The sequence below is a fragment of the Algoriphagus aquimarinus genome, from assembly GCF_900112005.1.
GTDB classification, from domain to species: Bacteria; Bacteroidota; Bacteroidia; order Cytophagales; family Cyclobacteriaceae; genus Algoriphagus; species Algoriphagus aquimarinus.
The window spans coordinates 254,054-273,339 of sequence record NZ_FOKK01000004.1 but is presented as its reverse complement, the minus strand read 5'-3'; the positions used below and the strand labels follow the sequence as shown (position 1 = coordinate 273,339).

The 19,286-nt window shown below is 40.1% G+C and carries 16 protein-coding genes; 9 read left to right on the top strand and 7 right to left on the bottom strand.

The genetic code is table 11. From position 1 onward, the window contains the following. Nucleotides 1–6: 6 nt before the first annotated feature. The 4 genes from BM291_RS07040 to BM291_RS07025 form a co-directional block, all read right to left on the bottom strand. The gene (locus BM291_RS07040) at nt 7–3,630 is read right to left on the bottom strand and encodes a SusC/RagA family TonB-linked outer membrane protein (protein ID WP_092895717.1); all 3,624 of its coding nucleotides are present in this window, start codon (nt 3,628–3,630) and stop codon (nt 7–9) included. A 231-nt stretch (nt 3,631–3,861) separates the two neighbouring features. Further along, nucleotides 3,862–4,833, bottom strand: coding sequence for a FecR family protein (locus BM291_RS07035; protein WP_092895715.1), 972 nt, complete (start codon nt 4,831–4,833; stop codon nt 3,862–3,864). A gap of 228 nt (nt 4,834–5,061) precedes the next feature. Next, complete coding sequence (locus tag BM291_RS07030; protein WP_092895713.1) at nt 5,062–5,865, bottom strand: 3'-5' exonuclease; 804 nt, start codon at nt 5,863–5,865, stop codon at nt 5,062–5,064. Nucleotides 5,866–5,867: 2 nt separating this feature from the next. Continuing rightward, nucleotides 5,868–7,223 (bottom strand): UDP-N-acetylmuramate--L-alanine ligase, encoded by a 1,356-nt coding sequence (locus BM291_RS07025; protein WP_092895711.1) that lies wholly within the window; start codon nt 7,221–7,223, stop codon nt 5,868–5,870. Nucleotides 7,224–7,358: 135 nt separating this feature from the next. On the opposite strand from BM291_RS07025, the gene BM291_RS07020 reads away from it, so the two are divergent. The 3 genes from BM291_RS07020 to BM291_RS07010 all read left to right on the top strand — a co-directional run bounded on the left by BM291_RS07020 (nt 7,359) and on the right by BM291_RS07010 (nt 10,729). Further along, nucleotides 7,359–8,042: a lycopene cyclase domain-containing protein gene (locus tag BM291_RS07020; protein ID WP_092895709.1), complete on the top strand. Its 684-nt coding sequence runs from the start codon at nt 7,359–7,361 to the stop codon at nt 8,040–8,042. Between the two features lie 98 nt (nt 8,043–8,140). Then, nucleotides 8,141–9,721, top strand: coding sequence for a replicative DNA helicase (gene dnaB / locus BM291_RS07015; RefSeq protein WP_092895707.1), 1,581 nt, complete (start codon nt 8,141–8,143; stop codon nt 9,719–9,721). A 9-nt stretch (nt 9,722–9,730) separates the two neighbouring features. Next, nucleotides 9,731–10,729 carry a zinc-binding dehydrogenase gene (locus tag BM291_RS07010; protein WP_092895705.1) on the top strand — a complete coding sequence of 333 codons (999 nt, stop codon included), beginning with the start codon at nt 9,731–9,733 and terminating at the stop codon, nt 10,727–10,729. Between the two features lie 6 nt (nt 10,730–10,735). On the opposite strand, the gene BM291_RS07005 is transcribed toward BM291_RS07010, so the two are convergent. The 3 genes from BM291_RS07005 to BM291_RS06995 form a co-directional block, all read right to left on the bottom strand. Next, nucleotides 10,736–11,221, bottom strand: a complete 486-nt coding sequence (locus BM291_RS07005; RefSeq protein WP_092895703.1) for a hypothetical protein — start codon at nt 11,219–11,221, stop codon at nt 10,736–10,738. 136 nt (nt 11,222–11,357) lie between these two features. Beyond that, entirely contained in the window at nt 11,358–12,494 is a 1,137-nt protein-coding gene (locus tag BM291_RS07000; protein WP_092895701.1) for a glycoside hydrolase family protein, read from the bottom strand. Nucleotides 12,495–12,574: 80 nt separating this feature from the next. After that, nucleotides 12,575–12,907 carry a tetratricopeptide repeat protein gene (locus tag BM291_RS06995; protein WP_092895699.1) on the bottom strand — a complete coding sequence of 111 codons (333 nt, stop codon included), beginning with the start codon at nt 12,905–12,907 and terminating at the stop codon, nt 12,575–12,577. Nucleotides 12,908–12,981: 74 nt separating this feature from the next. Between BM291_RS06995 and BM291_RS06990 the strand changes: the two genes are divergently transcribed. The 6 genes from BM291_RS06990 (at nt 12,982) to BM291_RS06965 (ending at nt 19,179) form a co-directional block, all read left to right on the top strand. Further along, on the top strand, nt 12,982–13,719 hold the full coding sequence (locus BM291_RS06990; RefSeq protein ID WP_092895697.1) for an electron transfer flavoprotein subunit beta/FixA family protein: 738 nt from the start codon (nt 12,982–12,984) through the stop codon (nt 13,717–13,719). A 35-nt stretch (nt 13,720–13,754) separates the two neighbouring features. Continuing rightward, nucleotides 13,755–14,723, top strand: coding sequence for an electron transfer flavoprotein subunit alpha/FixB family protein (locus BM291_RS06985; protein ID WP_092895695.1), 969 nt, complete (start codon nt 13,755–13,757; stop codon nt 14,721–14,723). Nucleotides 14,724–14,729: 6 nt separating this feature from the next. After that, nucleotides 14,730–15,326 carry a bifunctional nuclease family protein gene (locus BM291_RS06980; RefSeq protein ID WP_092895693.1) on the top strand — a complete coding sequence of 199 codons (597 nt, stop codon included), beginning with the start codon at nt 14,730–14,732 and terminating at the stop codon, nt 15,324–15,326. Between the two features lie 990 nt (nt 15,327–16,316). After that, the gene (locus BM291_RS06975; RefSeq protein ID WP_092895691.1) at nt 16,317–17,603 is read left to right on the top strand and encodes a NupC/NupG family nucleoside CNT transporter; all 1,287 of its coding nucleotides are present in this window, start codon (nt 16,317–16,319) and stop codon (nt 17,601–17,603) included. A gap of 57 nt (nt 17,604–17,660) precedes the next feature. Beyond that, nucleotides 17,661–18,107: a hypothetical protein gene (locus BM291_RS06970; protein WP_092895689.1), complete on the top strand. Its 447-nt coding sequence runs from the start codon at nt 17,661–17,663 to the stop codon at nt 18,105–18,107. 100 nt (nt 18,108–18,207) lie between these two features. After that, nucleotides 18,208–19,179: a hypothetical protein gene (locus tag BM291_RS06965; protein WP_139229057.1), complete on the top strand. Its 972-nt coding sequence runs from the start codon at nt 18,208–18,210 to the stop codon at nt 19,177–19,179. Nucleotides 19,180–19,286 lie beyond the last annotated feature (107 nt).

Below are 19,286 nucleotides of genomic sequence, written 5' to 3'. Positions count from 1 at the left end.
TACAGATTAGAATGAGGCGTTGATTTTGAATCCTACTGGGATGACCCAAGGATTGACATTGTATCGCTCTATCCCTTGTTTGAAAGTGCCATTAGCTTCTGGTTGGAATGCATTTTCTGGATCGATTCCCACCTTGGCTTTAGTCCAAAGGATCAGATTGCTAGTATAGACACCTACGTTGATAGACTTCATTTTTAGCTTGTGGACAAACTCAGTTGGAAGCTGGTAGTTGATTGCAGCTTCTCTCAGTTTCAAATAAGAGGCGTCAAATGTAGCTGGCGCGAAGAAGCTCCATGGATAGTTGTCAGCGTAAGGGATGAACTTGGTTGCCTCTTCACCTAGGTTTTCGATATAGCCTGTTACATTTCCTTGGTCATCGTATTGCGCGATTACGCCAGGATTGAATACCCCGTCATTCACAGTTACATTGTATTCGATTGGGTATCCTCCACTTTCAGCAGTTGGTCCACCGACTACATTGATTCCGTCTGTGATGAATTGACCTTGATTAGCTACTAGGTAATCTCTCAATTCTTTTCCTTGCATTCCACTTGGATCGATCATCTGATCCAGCCAACGCTGCGTTTTCAGATCTGATTCGGAGTATCTGTAAGTCTGAGACACGAAATCACCGCCCTGTCTCCAGTCAAAGTTTAAGCTCAAGCTCAATCTCTTGTATCTCAAGTTTACCTGCATTCCTGCAAGGAAATCAGGATTGAAATTCCCGATTTTGTTCTTCGCGGTGGCCTGGTTTACGGCATTCCAACTTCCATCTTCATCCAAGATTGGATATCCGTAATAAGGAGATTCTTTGTCCTCTACAGTTACCAAACCTCTGTCATAAATATCTCCGATCTCATCGCCCACATATGTCCAGGCACCACCTCGGGAATCAGACCACAGGTAGAATACATCCACTTCGTCAGTCAATTCTACGATTGTACTTCTATACTTAGAGTAGTTGAAACTCAGGTCCAGCGTTAGATCATCTGTTCTGATAGGAGTCACGCCAAGCATTACTTCCCAGCCTTTGCTATTTACCAAACCCGCATTCACATACTTGGAGGTAAAGCCCGAGGAAGAAGGGAGTGTCACAGGAAGGATTTGGTTTTTGTTGTCAGTATTGAAATAAGTGACGTCGAATTTCAGACGATTTTGAAGTGCAATCAACTCAAGACCGAATTCATAAGAGGTAGCAATTTCAGGCTTCAGATCTGGAGTTTTCAAATTGTCTGGCACAGTCAATCGTGTCTGTCCATCCCATTCTCCGTTATTGCTTAATACCTGGTATAGATTGTAAGGATCGGTGTCATTACCTACCTGTGCCCAGCCAGCTCTTAGTTTCAGGAGATCGATAGAATTGCCCATATCGATCATTTCATTCAGGATCAAACTCAAAGAAGAGGAAGGATAGAAGTAAGATCTATTAGCCTCCGGCAAAGTAGATGACCAATCATTTCTAGCTGTGACATCCAAGTAAATCAGGTCTTTGAAACCAAAGTTGGCAAGTCCATAGACACTGCTCACTGCCTTCTGCGAAGTAGAGGAAGTGTAAATCAAGTTTTCAGAAGAAGTGTTGCTCAAGGTATAAACACCTGGTACGATCAAGCCGGAACCTTCAGGTTTGGTAGAGTTCTGTACGGAGTTGTTGTCATTGAATCTCAGATTTCCACCGCCTGAAAGTGTCATGTGGAAATTATTGAAGTCCTTAGTGTAAGTGCCTAGGATGTCAATGTTTCTTTCCATTCTATCCAAATTGACCAAGCCATATCCGCCATTTGGATCACCTGTATAGCTCATTGGAATCTTAGACTCTCTTCTCTCAGAATACATGTCTAGCATGTAGCTTGTTTTCACATTGAAATTATCTGAGAATTTGTAATCCAACGCGATGTTTCCAAAGACCCTGTTTCTAGTGAAGCTGTTGTTTACTTCATAAGCCAAGAAATATGGATTGTTGTAATCTCCGATCGCCTGTGAGCGCTGCTGAATTCCTTCTTGACCTGGTACCCAGTAGGATTTCAATTCATTGATATCTATGTGGGGAGAAACCTTGTAAGCCGCTTCCAGTGGATTCGTGCCACGATTACCAGCTGGTCTATTGTCAGAACCTGTTTGGTTGATATTCAAACTGGAACTCAACGTCAATTTAGGATTGACCTTTAGCGTGGTATTGATCGAAAGGTTGTTTCTGGAAAAATCAGAATTTGGGATAATCCCCCAGTTGCTCAGGTTCGTGTAGCCGATTCTATAATTGATGAATTCATTGTTGTTTGCCACAGATACTCCGTTGGTAGTAGTCACGCCTGTACGAACAAAGTCAGAAACATTGTTTGGATGTGATACCAAAGGTGTTGGGATACGATTACCATCAGCATCCAACGGGCTATTCCATTGAATTGCAGTATAACCTTTGTCTAATTCTGGGCCAGCACCAGCAGAAGAACCTTCTTCGATGACTAGTTGACCTCCTGGATAGGGGTTATTGTCAGGTGTATAAGGTCTTACTCCCGTGGCAAATTTGCTGTGAAAAGGAAGGTACTTATATGGCATCTCCAAAAGTGTGTTTGAAGAAACTGTCACCGTTACGTCATTGACTTTTTTGCCTGACTTGGTTGTGATCAAAACCACCCCGTTTCCAGCTCTGGAGCCGTATAGAGCAGCTGCACTTGGACCTTTCAGAATAGACATACTTTCTATGTCTTCCGGGTTCAAATCCGAAATTGCATTACCATAATCCACTTTGTTTTCACTTCCGATTTCGGAGATATTATTCAGGCTGTTGATGATAGGAACCCCATCTACTACGAATAGAGGCTGATTATCTCCACTTAAAGAGCTTATTCCTCGGATGACCATACTCACTGAGGAGCCTGCACCACCTGTAGAGCTCACGCTTACTCCAGGTACTCGCCCAGCGATAGATTTTAGTGCATTGTCCTGACTACCGTTTTGGAATGCATTGCCATCAAGTTCCGCAACTGAGTATCCTAGCGACCGCTCGTCTCTTTCTATACCCAAGGCAGTCACGACTACTCCTTCCATATCTGCAAAAGTTGGAAGAAGCTTCACGGAGAAAAAAGTCTGATTTTGAACAGCGAATTCCTGAGTTTCGAAGCCTACGTAGCTGAAAATCAATACGGACTCTTTGGTAGGAACTTCAATAGAAAACTTGCCATCGATATTAGTAATTACGCCATTTGTAGTGCCTTTCACTAGAATGGTCGCGCCGGCTAATGGCAAATCAGTTTCATCCAACACTATTCCAGTCACCGGGAAAGACTTCTCAGTCTGCGGTTTGCGGATGAGGATGTTTTCGCCCATTACTTTAAACTCAAAAGGAGAGGTGACCGCAACTTCTTTGAGTAAATCCTGAATAGTTGCTTTCGTACTTACAGTGATTTTCTGAGAAAGCTGCTCGTGAATCCCATCTGCATAGATGAATTTGTACTCGCTTTGAGACTCTACTTCTGAGATAAACTGCTTCAGAGGAAGGCTGTTACTTGAGATCAAAATGATCTTGTCCTGGCCCAATTCAGCCGCCTGTACCCAATTGGGCAACAGCATCATCAGCATGAGCCATGCTCTGCCAAGGTGTAAAAGATGTTTTTTAGTAAATGTAATTTCCATACTTTGTCCGTTTAAGTGGTTTGTTTACTGCTTGATTAAATCGCCACGCTGTAGGTCTTCGTCAAATTCTCTTCAGCGTGGTTTTTATTTTTGAAAGTCTCTAAAAAGTTCCCGCAGATTGACGCAGAAAAAAGTCGCTGATTTCCGCTGATCTTGTTGGTCGATTAGAGTTTACTTGCATCTTTATTTGTGAAGTCTTAATTCATGAATGTTTTTTATTGTTAGGAAAAATTAATTTTCAGATGGTTTAGACTTTTTCGAAATCACGGTGATCAATTCGTTCGAATCGGCTTCTCTATTTGCCAAAAAGCCTATCGCAGAGATCACCTCATTTATACTTTTATCCTTGAATTGACCAGTAAGTTTTAGCTCGTAAAGACTCGAATCTTTGACATCCAACTCAAGTCCATACCACCTTTCCAGCGTGTTTATTACCTGCTCGAAATCAGTCTGATTGAAGTTTAAAACCTGGGATTTCCAGTGAATGGGCTCATTGAATTCTACTACTCGGTAAGTTTTAGCATGCTTGTCAATCTGGATTCGCTGACCGATAGTGAGGGTTTCGTCGATGACCAAATTCTCCCATGCCAGCGATACATTTACAGTGCCTTCGGTCACAGAAACTTCTATCATCTCATCTTCTTCGTAAGAGGAAATATTAAAAGCAGTGCCCAGCACCATGACTTTGACAGCTTGGGTGGTGATCTCAAAGGGATGAGATTTGTCTTTTGCCACTTGGAAAAATGCTTCGCCACGGAGATTGACTTTTCTCATTTCCTGATTTTCAAAAGGCATCTGCTCCAAGGAAGAAGCTACATTCAGATTTACTTCGGTGCCGTCAGGAAGAGAGATGTTTTTCTGCTCTGCAAAAACTGTTTGATATAGTGTGAAGCTTTGTGTGTCAGTATTTTGCAGGTAATTGAATATTAAAAAACTAAAGCTTGCCAGCAAAAGAAGAGTGGCAGCCACGCCCATCCAGTATTTGCCCAGCTGATGACTGAAGGTTTGTTTTTTAGAAGTGAGTATGTAAGCGCTATTTTCATTCAGGCTATTCTCAAAACTTGATTTCAACGCTTCACTGTAGATTTCTCGCACTTCAGGATCATCCAAGCCGTTTAAAAATGAGTCAAAATCAGCCTTTGTAATCTTGTCTTCTAAATACCTGTTGACCAAATCTTTGATCTCCTGCCGTGATGGACGCATGCAACGTTGTCTTAGTGAATCACTGGAGTGAAATTCCAGTGAAAGCAAATTCAATTGCTTGCTCTAAAGACTGTGGCAGTACGAAATGGACTAGTCGTGTTGCATTATCAAAAAGTTAAAGATTTGTGAAGTGGAGTAATATTGAATTATACATGCTAACCTTTTCCTTTACAAAAAAATCCCCCAAGAAGTGTATGACTTTTTGGGGGATAGTTGAGATAAATATGGTTATTGATTAAATCCTCTCAGTTTGATCTGAGTAAGTTTTCTTTTGGTATCAAGCGGAAAATCGCCTCGCATCATCCAATCGTAATAACCTGGCTCTTCTTTGAGTACCTGAGTAACAGGAGTTCCTTTTTGCTTTCCAAAATTAAATACCTCTACGCCTTCGTTGTTAAACACAAATCTTCCAGCTAGATCTACCATTCTTTCATTTAGAAGATCATGAAGTTTCTTCATGTCATTCTCGATGATCCCCATTTTGTTTCCCTGAAGATCTTCCATTTCCTCCCCGAGGTATCGTTCTATTTGCGCTTTGAATACATCCAATGTAGCAAGTGTGTCCGCTTCAGCACTGTGTGCATTTTCTAGTTTTTGGCCACAGTAGAATTTATAGGCGGAAGTTAGGTTACGCTTTTCCATCATGAAAAAGATCTTCTGCGCATCCAGCAAATTTCTCTTATCCAAATCAAATTCGATTCCTGCTCTAAGAAATTCTTCTACTAATAGTGGGATGTCATACTTCAAAACATTGAATCCAGCCAAATCTGACTGGCCAATGAACTGGAATATATCTTTAGCCAATTCCTTAAAAGTCTTCTCTTCTTTCACATCCTTGTCATATATGCCGTGGATGAGCGAAGATTCCAGCGGAATAGGTATGGTAGGATTGATTTTTCTTGTGAAGATTTCTTGCCCGCCATCTGGCATTACTTTTACTATGGAAATCTCCACAATTCTGTCGGTGGAGATATTGATTCCGGTTGCTTCCAGATCAAAAAATGAAACGGAATTCTTCAAGTTTAACTGCATGGTTATTTGAATTTAGCTTTAATCGGTTCGAGATCCATTTTGTCATAGGATCCAGAACTCATCAAAAGTAGGTTGGAATTTGTATAATCTTGAGCCAAAAGGAATTCCTTAAGGTCCTTGCTATCTGTAAATAATTTTAAATCAGGTCTTTGAAAGCCATCTCTCAGTGTCTCTTCATCCATTAGTTCTAGCTTTTTCAACGCTACAGCATGCGGATCAAGGTAGATAATTGCCAGATCAGCAGCTTCCATGGACTTGGCATAATTAGGTAAAAACTCCTTATTCAATGAGGAGTAAGTATGCAATTCCTGCACTGCAACTAATTTTCTGTTTGGGAATTGGGTTTTAACAGCTGATACCGTTGCTTTCAGTTTGGAAGGAGCATGCGCAAAGTCTCTGAAAAGGCTGGAGTTATCAGTTTGCATCAAAAGCTCTTGACGTTTTGCAGCGCCTTTGAACGTCTGAATGCTTTCGTAGAACTGCTCTTTTGTCAATCCTAAAGCCAAACAAATATCCATCGCACCTTGAAGGTTTTGAAGATTATGCTCTCCGAAAATGTAAATAGGTACTAAGCCATCTTCTGTTTCAAGGAAAGTTTTACCTTCTAGAATAAGTGCAGGATGAGCTTTATATGCAGTTTTCTTTGCTGGAATCTCACTTTTTTCTGCTGCTTCTTTCACAAGTGGGTCAGCTTCGCAATAAATCAATTCACCTGACTCCGGAGTCAAATCCATCAATTTGCTAAACTGCTCTTTGTATTCGTCAAAGTCTGGAAACACATTGTAATGATCCCAAGCAATACCACTTACCAAAGCGATGTCATGCTTGTAATGGAAGAATTTTGGAGTTCTATCTAGGGGAGAAGTGAGGTATTCGTCGCCCTCAATGATGATCACTGGAGCATCCGACAGTTTTACCATCAAATTAAATCCTTCGATCTGTGCACCTACTAAGTAGTCAAAATCTACCTTCTGATCTTTCAACACATGTAATATCACGGAAGTGATAGAGGTCTTTCCGTGTGAACCCGCCACGATAACTCGTTTTTTATTCTGGCTCTGATTGAATATAAATTCAGGGAAGGAAAAAACTGGTATGCCTAATTCTTGAGCTATTACAAGCTCCGGATTATCTATTCTAGCATGCATTCCAAGTATAATACCATCAAGTTTGGAAGTGATTTTCTCTGGAAACCATCCATATTCAGCAGGTAAAATCCCTGCTTTTTCTAATCGGGTTCGTGATGGTTCATAGATTTCATCGTCAGAACCGGTTACTTGGTATCCTTTTTCTACAAGTGCCAAAGCTAGGTTGTGCATCACGGCTCCACCGATGGCTATAAAATGATAGTTATTCATTGAGCTAAATAATGAGTTGGAATTCTACTTCAAACTTAAAAATAATAATCGGGTGCTCAGGAGACTAGCAATTCTAAATCAAAACATTTTTTCTGAGTGGTACAATTTGCCTATTTTCGAGCCAAACCCAATAGAATGATTCCAGATAAATACGCTTACCTCAGTTTAGCATTGATGTTCATGATTGCTTGGACATTGATTTTTATCAAGAATCCCTGGAAAAGTGGGATGATCAGAGTCGGGGCAGTTGGAGGATTAATGGGAATGATTGCAGAGTTTTGGTATTTCCGGGACTATTGGCGACCGCCTACTTTATTCGGGGAAGGGATTGTAGGGCTAGAAGATTATATCATTGGTTTTGCTTTGTTTGGAGTAGGGGGATACATCCACTCTTCCTTCACCAATAAAGAGATTGACTTTGATAAAAAAATGATCCCCAAAAATTGGGACTTCTTTTACATATTCCTGATTGGTTGTGGAAGTTTGACCTTCTTTAGTGTTATACTAGGCTTCCATTCAGGTTACGTTACCTTCTTGACTTTCTTCCTTTTATCCGTTTATATCTGGATTCAAAGACCCGATTTAATTGGATTATCTATTATCTCAGCTTTCGCTACGCTTGCCATATCATTGGTGATCTATTACATCAATTTTAATATATTATTTCCGAATTTTTGGGATCAATACGGTATGTTAGATAAGCCTATTTTAGGCTTCAAAATACTCAATATCCCACTTTCTGAGATGTTATGGCACTTTTCCTGGGCGATGCTTTGTAGCATGTTCCGAGGATATAGAAATGGTGTCTATTATAAATAATTTCCCCTTTGAGGCTTGATTCTTGATGCCTTCTCTTTGTTGATAACTCGGGCAAAAGTTGTTTAAAACTCTTGCCTTTTTCCCAATACATTTGTTCCATGGCCGAAAATAGTAACAACCCACGTATCACCCGTAACAAACCAACTCACCAAAACACAAGCATGCTCGGAAAAATGCCGCCACAAGCGACTGATCTTGAGGAGGCTGTGCTTGGTGCATTGATGCTGGAGAAGGAAGCGCTCACAAATGTGATCGATATCCTGAAGGTGGAAAGTTTCTATAAGGATTCGCATCAGGTCATATTTCAGGCAATTCTTGATCTTTTTACGGAAAGTCAGCCAATTGATCTTCTTACCGTGACTTCTCAGCTTCGCAAAAGCGGGACATTGGAGATTGCAGGCGGCGCTTTCTATGTAACCGAACTTACTTCTAAGGTAGCTTCTGCTGCCAATATTGAATATCACGCAAGAATTATAACCGAGCAATCCATCAAGCGCGAGATGATCAAAATCGCTTCTGACATCCAAAAGGATGCTTACGAAGAGACCACAGACGTTTTTGAGTTGTTGGATAAAATGGAGCAGAATCTTTTTGAGATATCTGAAAAGAATATCCGAAAAAATTACTCTGACATGAAGTCCATTATGCGAGAGGCGATCATAGAATTGGAAGCTAGAAAAGGTCAAAAGGACGGACTGACAGGTGTTCCTTCTGGTTTGACAGCTTTGGATCGTGTGACAGCAGGTTGGCAAAAATCGGATTTGGTCATCATTGCAGCACGTCCTGCGATGGGTAAGACAGCATTTGTGCTTTCTGTTTTGAGAAATGCAGCAGTAGATCACAATCGACCAGTGGCCATATTCTCTTTGGAGATGTCCTCCATACAGTTGGTGAATCGACTTATTTCCTCGGAAGCAGAACTTGATTCTGAGAAAATCAAGAAAGGTTCACTTGCAGAGCATGAGTGGGCACAATTGGTTCACAAGACTGCCAAACTATCCAAAGCACCGCTTTTCGTAGATGATACACCTGCCCTTTCTATCCTTGAGCTTCGTGCAAAATGTAGAAAACTAAAAGCTCAGCACGATATTCAGATGATTGTAATTGATTACTTGCAGCTGATGTCTGGTGACTCCAAAAGTGGCGGAGGAGGTAACCGAGAGCAGGAAATTGCGAGTATTTCCCGAGCCCTGAAGAAAATCGCTAAGGAGCTTGAGGTGCCGGTAATTGCACTTTCACAGCTTTCTAGAGCAGTGGAGACCAGAGGAGGAGATAAGAGACCACAACTTTCGGATTTGAGGGAATCAGGAGCCATCGAGCAAGATGCCGATATGGTAATGTTCCTTTACCGTCCTGAATATTATGGAATTACGGAAGATGAGGATGGTAATTCTACTCAAGGAGTGGGTGAAGTGATCATCGCCAAGCACAGAAATGGTTCTTTGGACAATGTGAAACTTCGCTTTATCGGTAGATATACTAAGTTTCAGGATTTGGATGGCTTCGGTAATATGCAAGATCCACAAGGCGCAAATGCAGTCTACAGACCTACGTTTGCAGCTCAGTCTAGTGGAGTTTCTGAGTTTGACTCGGGTAATACGATCAAGCTACAGAGTAAAGCCAATAGCGATGATGGAGATGATTTGTTGAATAGAAATAATTCGGAAGACGCTTTTTAAATTTTTGAAATGAGAGCAATTACATTAGATAGCAACCAAGATTCTAGATTACTTCTTGCAGAAGTTCAAACTCGGAATTTGCAACCAGGAGAAGTTCGTGTCATGATAAAGGCAGCAGCCTTAAATCACCGTGACGAATGGTGTAGAAAAGGTCTCTATCCAAATATTCAAGACGGTGTAGTACTCGGGTCTGATGGAGCTGGAATTGTCACTGAAATAGGAGAGGGAGTAGCCTATGATTGGTTGCAAAAAGAAGTGATTATTAACCCTGCGCTGAACTGGGGAGAAAACCAAAAAGTGCAAAGCTCTTCCTTTGAGATTCTTGGAATACCTAGAAATGGGACTTTGGCTGATTCAGTGATTGTTCCTGTGGACAGACTTTACGACAAACCAGCACACATGACCTGGGAAGAAGCTGGAGCATTGCCGCTTGCAGGTTTAACGGCGTTTCGAGCACTTACTTATCAGGGCGAAATTCAGGCAGGAGAAAATTTGCTTGTAACTGGTTTCGGTGGTGGAGTAGCCCAATTTGCTGTGCAATTTGGAATGGCTCTTGGCGCCAATGTGTCCACAAGTAGCAGTAGTCCAGCGAAGTTAGAACGAGCTAAAGCTATAGGTGTGTCAAAGACCTTTAACTATTTGGATCATAATTGGATAACAAAAGCATTAGAGGAGACAAATGGCTTTGATTTGATCATAGATGGCGCTGTTGGTGATACACTAAATCATCTGATTCAGGTTGCTAAACCTGGAGGAAAAATAGTTTTTTACGGAGCGACTCTAGGAAATCCTAATAAAATAGAAGCTAGAAAAATCTTCTGGAATCAGTTGAAAATCATGGGTACCACGATGGGTTCAGATCTTGATTTTAAGAATATGATTTCTTTGGTCTGCGAAAAGAAAATTCAGCCAATTATTGATCAGGTTTTCAAATTTGATCAAGCTGAAGAAGCCTTTGATAGAATGCGTGACGGGATGCAAACAGGCAAAATCGTATTAGTACCTTAAGGTGTATTAAATCTGTACGTAGGTTTCACCAAACTCCTTTTTTGCTATTCTATAAATCTCATCCTTTTCCGGCGGAACGACTAACATGTCTCCAGTTTTGACGATCATAGTTGCCTTCCAAGGTGCCTGAAATTCCATAACATTTGTAGCTCCGAATGCCTCTAAATGCTCTTTAGCTACTATGATTCCTGTAGTTTCACCCTTAGGTTGATAGCAACCCCAGCCTTGTTCTAGAGATTGGACTAAAGTATACTTCTTCTTAAAAGTTTCTGCTTTTACGAGGTACAATTCATTTGTGCTCGTTTGGTTTTCTACCAGCCAATCTCCCGCTTCAGCAGTATTTTGTGTTTCATCTCCATCTGAAGTCTTTGTCACTACCAATAATCCCGCTTGTGCTTTTTTGGCGCGGACCATAGATTTCTTTTTATAGCGTTTGCCACTTTTTTCTAGAATTGGAAGAAAATGAGTCAGCATCTCTTTTTGGGTGATCATTAGGCAAAATCTTTGAAGTGGAGTATTAAATTATCAAGGTAAGAAAATGGCAACGATTCTACTTGTATTGAATGGAAGTTGATGCAAGAATTATATCATCGGTAGGTGGTTTTTGGACATTCGATACCTAACCTTCTTATTTTGTTATTTTGAATTTATAAAATGTGACTTTCTCCTCTTCTCCGAAATACTCTTGATTTTTAAGGACTATGATCTCGTCTTCGTTATTGTAAACTCCATTGAAAAGTAATCCCTTTGGGAGCTCAATGTCTTTTTGAATTAGCGAATCATTCTTATCCAAAATCGCTGCATACCGTGGGATTCCATTGATAAAATCCATCCATTCTTCCATCTTTTCAGGATCGTGTTGGCCCGAAACTTCCTTTTCAACCCCTTTGGTATAGATCACTACTGTATGATTAGACAAGGGATAAAGCCCTTCAATTCTCCCGAAAATATTGGGTTCTCGCTGTTGATTGATGAGTTCTGGATTTTCGATTGGCACACCGATTATGTCTACGGCATCAGAAATAGTTAGATATACAGTTTTTGAATAAATCAACTCATCGCCTTTCTCTTCATATACATGGTATTTTCTTTCGGCTAAGAAATAGAGATACCATTTCCCATCCCTTTTCTCGACAGTAGGAAACATCCAACGATAATAATTTCCATCCTGATAAATTGTGTTTGGAGGAAAACTCATTGTGTTGGTTATTTCTCCTGTTTCAGGATTATAGGTCTCCAAAATAGGACTTGTATAGATTTTCTGATAAAATGCAGACGTATTTGAGTAGTCACTGAGATCTCTCTCTGGGCGTATGTAGGCATAAGTATCGCCTAGTGAATAGGCAGAAAAATTTAATCCATTGAGGTGTAGATATTCCAAAGGCATTTCGATTCTTCGGCTTATTTCACCGTTGTTTCCGAATTGAATCAAGCCCTTTTGGGAATCCATAATTGTGACCTTTCCTTCCAAAAAACTTTTTCCCTGAAGCCAAGAAATCGCGTTAGGCCCATCTTTTTGTAGATCATAGTGATGCAGGGATGTTCCCTTTTCATCAAAAAGTAAAATAGAATTCAAACCATGATCTATTCCCAGGTAGAGGCCTGATTCTGGATCAAAATCAAAAACATTAAGATTTCCTAGGTAATCAACTTGTATGGAATCCTTGATTTCAAGGGTAAAAGACTGAGGTGAATTATCAGTTGAATTACGCGATTTGCAACTGAAAAGTGCTGCCAATATAAAAATCAGACATAGTTGTTTCATGAATTCAAGAACGGATATTTTCTTATTCCTAAAAAGTTAAAAAATTCAAAATTTTCCCCTAAGAATAAGCCATTCAGCTCTCAATCTAAGTCATTTTCAAAAAGGAAATTCTGATAAGCATTCTGTAATTCCTGCAGAGCTTTGGTGTTTTTTTCGGCACGAGCCAGAGAGATACCATTTTCAAAAATCACTTTAGATTGCTCTATTTCGCCCATTTCGGCGTATAAATGCGCAGCTGGAAAGTAGGTGGCAAGGTAAGTTGGATGTTCATCTAGTAATTTTGCAAAGAGTGAATATGCCTCATCTTGATCTGTTTCTCGGAACTCTATAGCCAAGGCATACCAGTTGAAGGGATTCCCTGGTTCTTCTTCGGTATATTGTCTTAGTAACTGTATCCTGTCCAGATTGGTCATCAATAGTTTTTTTAATTAAGTGCTTACTGTTATTTTCACGAGAAATAAATCTAAACTAATCTAATTCTAAACCAATGAAGATTCTTGTTTGTATCACCCACGTACCCGATACTACCTCCAAGATTCAGTTTACGGCCGACAATACCAAGTTTGATTCTACGGGAGTTCAATATATTATTGGCCCTTACGATGATTATGCCTTGGCTCGTGCTGTTGAATTGAGAGATCAAGCGAGTGGAAAGTTAACAGTTTTGAATGTAGGAGAAGCGGATTCTGATCCGACGCTTAGAAAAGCACTAGCAATAGGGGCTGATGAAGCGATTAGAGTAAACTCTGCACCGAAAGATTCTTATTTCGTTGCGCAGCAGATTGCACATTACGCCAAAGAAGGAGCTTACGATTTGATTTTGATGGGTAGAGAATCCATTGATTTCAACGGCGGAATGGTTCATGGCATGGTAGGAGAGTTGTTGGGAATTCCTTCATTTTCCCCAGTGATGAAACTAGATGTAGATGGATCTTCTGTGAAAATGGCTAGAGAAATCGAAGGTGGTAAGGAAATGCTAGAAGCAAGTCTTCCACTGATTGCTGGTTGCCAGGAGCCAATTGCAGAATGGAAAATTCCAAATATGCGTGGAATCATGTCTGCGAGAACTAAGCCGTTGACGGTAGTAGAACCTGTTTCTCAGGATACACAAGCTGAAGCGAGTAAATATGAGCTTCCACCAGCTAAAGGAGCTGTGAAATTAGTGGATAAAGATAATGTAGCTGAGCTGGTAAGGCTTTTGAAAAACGAAGCAAAGGTTCTTTAATCCAAACCCAATAACTTATTATAAATTAAGATATTATGTCAATTTTAGTATATATAGAACAAGCCGAGGGAAAGGTGAAAAAGACCAGCCTTGAGGCAGTCTCTTTTGCAAATGCTTTAGCTGGACAAACTGGTGAGGGAGATGTAGTTGCAGTAGCTCTTGGTACTATTGGTGCCGAAGAATTAGCTGCAATAGGGAAAGCTGGTGCTGCAAAAGTACTTCACGGTGCAGATAGCAAACTAGATGCAGGTGTGATTCAAGCACATGCTTCAGCAGTAGCTCAGGCTTTCAATCAAATCGGAGCGAAGACCTTGGTGTTGGCGAAATCTTCCTTAGGAGATGCGGTTGCTGCTAGACTTGCAATCAAACTGAATGCTGGTTTGGTTTCCAACGTAGTCGAGTTGCCAAAAACTGATGGTGCTTATATAGTGAAGAGAAGTATTTACACAGGAAAAGCTTTCGCAGAAACTACGGTAACTACTGAAAATAAAATTCTTGCAGTTAAGAAGAATGCAATTGATCTGAAGCTTGATGGTGCCGATGCGCAAGTAGAAAACTTCGATGTAGCGCTGGATGATGCCGATTTTGCTTCTAAAATCACTTCTACTGAGCGTGCAACTGGAGATGTCTTGCTTCCAGAAGCTGATATCGTAGTATCAGGTGGTCGAGGATTGAAAGGCCCGGAAAACTGGGGAATGGTAGAAGAAATGGCGAAAATATTAGGAGCAGCTACGGCATGTTCTAAGCCAGTTTCTGACCTTGGATGGAGACCTCATCATGAGCATGTGGGTCAAACTGGTGTAAAAGTCGCGCCAACTTTATACATAGCGATAGGAATTTCAGGAGCTATTCAACATCTTGCAGGAGTCAACTCTTCAAAGTGTATCGTGGTCATTAATAAAGACCCAGATGCGCCTTTTTTCAAAGCTGCAGATTACGGAATCGTAGGAGATGCATTTGAGGTTGTACCCAAATTGAACGAAGCATTTAAAGCTGAATTATAAATTTTTGTGGAAAAACTCATAGAACTCGAGATTTTAGGACTCTCGTCCAACCATTCCCAGTCAGGGTCATTTACCTTGGTGTTAGGGGAAGTTGGTGGAGCTAGACGTTTACCGATTGTGATCGGCATGTTTGAAGCTCAAGCGATAGCTTTGGAGATCGAAAAGATTGTTCCAAATCGTCCCATGACGCATGATTTGTTTAAGTCATTTGCAACTGGGTTCAATTTTGACATTGAAAGAATCGTCATCACAGATATGAAGGAAGGAGTCTATTACGCTAAAATTCAGTGTAAAAGCGACCAAATAGAATCTGATGTAGATGCACGACCTTCTGATGCGATAGCGATAGCGATACGATTTGGAAGTCCTGTTTACTGTACTGAAAAAGCGATGTCCGAAGGGGCGGTAGAGCATTATGAAGTAGAAAAAAAGGAGGACAAGAAGGAACCTACACCTTCATCACAAAAATTCACAACTAAAAAAGAGCCTTCTTTGAAGGATTTCAGTTTGGACAAGCTCAATCAGATGCTTGACAAAGCGATAAACAATGAGGATTATGAGCGAGCCGCTCGTATTCGCGATGAAATCAATAAAAGAAACTAATACATGCTAAAGCCCGAGACTATCTCGGGCTTTTTTTATGACTTGATTTAGTTCAAGTCTCATGACTTGGACTTGAATAAATGTAGTCTTCAGACTTCCAGAACGCAGTGTGAGTGTCTCACTAAGGCATATAGATTTGTTTTATGTAGCTTTCTAAGCACATGCATTGGCCCCTAATTACTTCTTCATCTCCGTTTAAAGAATTCAATTTCTCTGATAGATGTAAACATTTAGGCTTGTGCCTTGGAAATCCTTGCAGTCAGGAGACTGCATTGAGAGTGGGTCCAAGTCTGGATACTTGAACCAAGATATCGTTGGTCTACAATGATCGAAAATCTAGGCCGAGTCAGCTTTATGCTCTGTGTTCCTTATGTGGTTCCAAAATCTCTACCCTAAAAGTCACTAAGGCAATAAAGGAAATGTCTATTGAAGTCTTATTAATTTCAGCTCTACGAAAATCTATGTGTCTATGTGGTTATTTTTTTCACCACATAGACACATAGGAAAACATAGAAATGTTCTCATTTCGGATTAATTCTCATTCGAAAGCTTTATGCCCTTTGTTCCTTTTGTGGTTCAAAATACTCTACCCCAAAAGTCACAAAGGCAATAAAGGAAATGTCTGTTGAAGCCTTATCAGATGCTTCAATGAATCCTCAGAATTGAGAGGGCTGAAAGACCTAAATACCATAGCCCAGTTCGCAACGCTGGTTAAGTAGTGTAAGAATAAGCGGAATCATCTTAAACTAGTTATGGGACACATAGTAATGGATATAGTTTACCTTCTTTTTCAGAAGCTGGACTCCACAAGTGAATTAGCCGAAACAGTGCATTTTTTAGAAACAGACTAAAACAAATTCCAATTTGCGACTGATTACTGATCGGCTTTCTAACTCTAACTGTCAATATTCATCCCCAACCACTTAATTCATAATTGTTTTCTGAACAAGCGTTCCTTATTTTTAGGCCTTATTATGCACTAATTATTGAATGGATTACTTAAGAGGGGTTTTTGGTCTGGCTGTCATCGTTTTGGTGGCTTTTATTTTTTCAAGCAATAAGAAAAGAATAGACTGGAGATTAGTTGGGATAGGGATTTTATTGCAGCTAGTATTTGGCTTTTTGATCACTCAAGTTCCTATCGTAGAAAGTGGCTTTGCAATGGTTAGTCGAGGCTTTGTGAAGTTTCTAAGCTTCAGCCGTGATGGGGCCGCGTTTATTTTTGGAGATCTAGCAGGAGATAGCTATGGTTTCATTTTCGCATTCCAAGTGCTTCCAACTATCATCTTCTTCTCTACCGTATCAGCTGGACTATATTATTTGGGAGTTTTACAAAAGGTCGTGTTCGGGATTGCTTGGGTGATGTCTAGAACGATGAGACTTTCTGGGCCAGAAAGTTTATCTGCTGCTGGAAATATATTTCTGGGCCAAACAGAAGCCCCGCTTTTGGTTCGTCCTTTTATCCCTCAGATGAGTAAATCTGAATTGATGTGCTTGATGACTGGTGGAATGGCGACAATTGCAGGCGGAGTTTTGGCTGGTTATGTGGCTTTTCTAGGTGGCGATAGTCTGGAGGAGCAAAGTAGATTTGCAGCCTATCTACTAGGCGCTAGTATCATGAATGCACCTGCGGCTATAGTGATGTCGAAGATATTTATTCCTGAAGTGGAAAAAGAGCGAGTGCAAGATAAGCTTGAAGTGAACGAAGAAGCGATGGGTGTCAACTTGATTGATGCAATGTCGATAGGTGCTTCTGAGGGACTTAAACTTGCGCTGAATGTAGGAGCAATGCTTTTGGCATTTATAGCTGTGATAGCCGCTGTGAATTACCTCTTGATGGGAATCCTAGGTGATATTACAGGCCTAAATGAATTTGTAGTGAATAGCACAGGAGGCCAGTTTCAGGGCTTTTCTTTGGAATATCTTTTCGGTCAGGTTTTCCGGGTATTTGCTTGGGTGATCGGAGTGGAGTGGGCAGATACATTGCAAGTGGGTAGTTTGCTGGGGCAGAAAACTGTCATCAACGAATTTGTAGCCTATCTGAGTCTTTCGGAAATGAAGGAATTGGGAAGTCTTAGTCCCAAGTCCATTGTGATCGCTACTTATGCGCTTTGTGGATTTTCTAATTTTAGCTCTATAGCTATTCAATTGGGTGGAATCAGTATAATCGCTCCGAACCAACAAGGAAACTTAAGCCGATTAGGACTTAGATCCTTACTAGCTGCTTCACTTGCTTGTCTGATGACAGCTACGATTGCGGGGATGTTGTTTGGGTAGAGAGTATTAAGATGCAAGTATCAAGACTTTAGAATCAAGATAAATGTGACCCATGAAATGATGAATAGGTTATTGGTATCATTTCTTTCTGTAATTCTTGGAACGTTTGTGGTTTACGGAATTATGAAACTTGATTCCTTCATTTATTCAGTGAAAAACCCTGAATATTACGATATGCTGAATAACTCTGCTGCTTTAGCAATTCCAGATTTAGGCTTGGTTTTACTATTTTTTATTGGAGTCTTACCTTACCAATTTATTGCAATCATACCTCTCCAAAGTTTACTCAAACGAGTAGGCTTTTCAATTCTAAAATCAAGTTTTGTAATAGTAGGTATTTCAACTCTTATTTATTCCTTAGGATTTACAATCATCTTCAGAAGTCCATATTTGGGAGTATTGGATACTATTCAAACTTTTGGTTTTGGGGTTTTTGTTTTTGGCGTGTACTTCCTGATAAATCTCTCTTTACAGCAGGTTTTGTTGAAAAGAATTCCGAAATGAATATCTTAAGACATTGTAGTAGTAAAAAATACAGTCCCTTCATTGGTGAGGTTAAATGTGTTTTTCTGAAATCTATTTTATACCCATTTTGCCAACTTTTGTGAAATTTTTCAATATTGTGGCGGCCATTTGTCTATTACTGATATCTGCCATATTTTCTTGCAAACCTTCCGAAGATTCAGCGGAAAGAATATTTTCGGATATTTTAATTATTGACAGTATCGAGCTTGATTTGCCTCTTAGGAGGATAATGTATAAGAATGGTAATTACTATTCCTATGATTATTACTCCAAAAGCATTTTGAAGCATGATACCAACTTTAAGATTATTGATAGTCTAGGAGCAAGGGGAGAAGGTCCAGCCGAAAATCTAATGGTGAGGAACTTTCAACCACTAGGTTCAGACAAAATCAGGATTTTTGATACGCAGAAGCACGCGTATAAAGTTCAGGGTTTTTCTGATTCGGTTTATCTGTATCACAAATTCATGACTCCTGTAGAAAGAGGAGTGGCAATTAGTGAGTCTTTATTACTCACGATAGCGAGTTTGCCTGGTTCTAAGCTCGGTTTTTCATATTATGATCTAAACAGGTTAGAATCAGAATCTATCGAAAAGATAAATGTATTATTCGATGAAGAAAATTCAGGAATGATATATGAAGGAAAGCTACTTCAGGAAGGGAAGTTCGTAGTCCACACATCCTACTTTGCTGATCATTGGTTTGTTTTCAATACAGTAAGCGGTGAACTTAAAGTAGGCTCTTATCGCTATGAATTTGAGAATCCCAAAGTTCTTGAATTAGGAGGGGGAGTAATGCTAGACAATGCTCCTGAGTTAATAGCAGATGCATTCTTATACGGCTCAAAATTATTCGTGATTTCCAATGTAGGTGAAAAAGAATATCCCGACCAACGGGTTTTGGATATTTACGATCTCGAAACCACTAATTATATCAAATCTTACATCCTTCCAAAGCTGCAAGATTCTGCACCCAGCGAAGGGTTTTATATTGAAAGTGATCGGATAGGATTACGATACGAAGACTATTTGTATTTTCTGCAATTGGAATAAGGCGCAAGCTATTAGTTTAATTATTGAGGAATAGTAGTTCCAGTTTTCAACAAATACAAAAGAGGTAGTAAGCTTAATCCCTTTAGGGATTAAGCTTACTACCTCTT

Bases quoted from the DNA above. Each gene is read 5' to 3' on its own strand.
- BM291_RS07040 (WP_092895717.1), bottom strand. From the start codon at position 3,630: ATGGAAATTACATTTACTAAAAAACATCTTTTACACCTTGGCAGAGCA.
- BM291_RS07035 (WP_092895715.1), bottom strand. From the start codon at position 4,833: ATGCGTCCATCACGGCAGGAGATCAAAGATTTGGTCAACAGGTATTTA.
- BM291_RS07030 (WP_092895713.1), bottom strand. From the start codon at position 5,865: ATGCAGTTAAACTTGAAGAATTCCGTTTCATTTTTTGATCTGGAAGCA.
- BM291_RS07025 (WP_092895711.1), bottom strand. From the start codon at position 7,223: ATGAATAACTATCATTTTATAGCCATCGGTGGAGCCGTGATGCACAAC.
- BM291_RS07020 (WP_092895709.1), top strand. From the start codon at position 7,359: ATGATTCCAGATAAATACGCTTACCTCAGTTTAGCATTGATGTTCATG.
- dnaB (WP_092895707.1), top strand. From the start codon at position 8,141: ATGGCCGAAAATAGTAACAACCCACGTATCACCCGTAACAAACCAACT.
- BM291_RS07010 (WP_092895705.1), top strand. From the start codon at position 9,731: ATGAGAGCAATTACATTAGATAGCAACCAAGATTCTAGATTACTTCTT.
- BM291_RS07005 (WP_092895703.1), bottom strand. From the start codon at position 11,221: ATGATCACCCAAAAAGAGATGCTGACTCATTTTCTTCCAATTCTAGAA.
- BM291_RS07000 (WP_092895701.1), bottom strand. From the start codon at position 12,494: ATGAAACAACTATGTCTGATTTTTATATTGGCAGCACTTTTCAGTTGC.
- BM291_RS06995 (WP_092895699.1), bottom strand. From the start codon at position 12,907: ATGACCAATCTGGACAGGATACAGTTACTAAGACAATATACCGAAGAA.
- BM291_RS06990 (WP_092895697.1), top strand. From the start codon at position 12,982: ATGAAGATTCTTGTTTGTATCACCCACGTACCCGATACTACCTCCAAG.
- BM291_RS06985 (WP_092895695.1), top strand. From the start codon at position 13,755: ATGTCAATTTTAGTATATATAGAACAAGCCGAGGGAAAGGTGAAAAAG.
- BM291_RS06975 (WP_092895691.1), top strand. From the start codon at position 16,317: ATGGATTACTTAAGAGGGGTTTTTGGTCTGGCTGTCATCGTTTTGGTG.
- BM291_RS06970 (WP_092895689.1), top strand. From the start codon at position 17,661: ATGATGAATAGGTTATTGGTATCATTTCTTTCTGTAATTCTTGGAACG.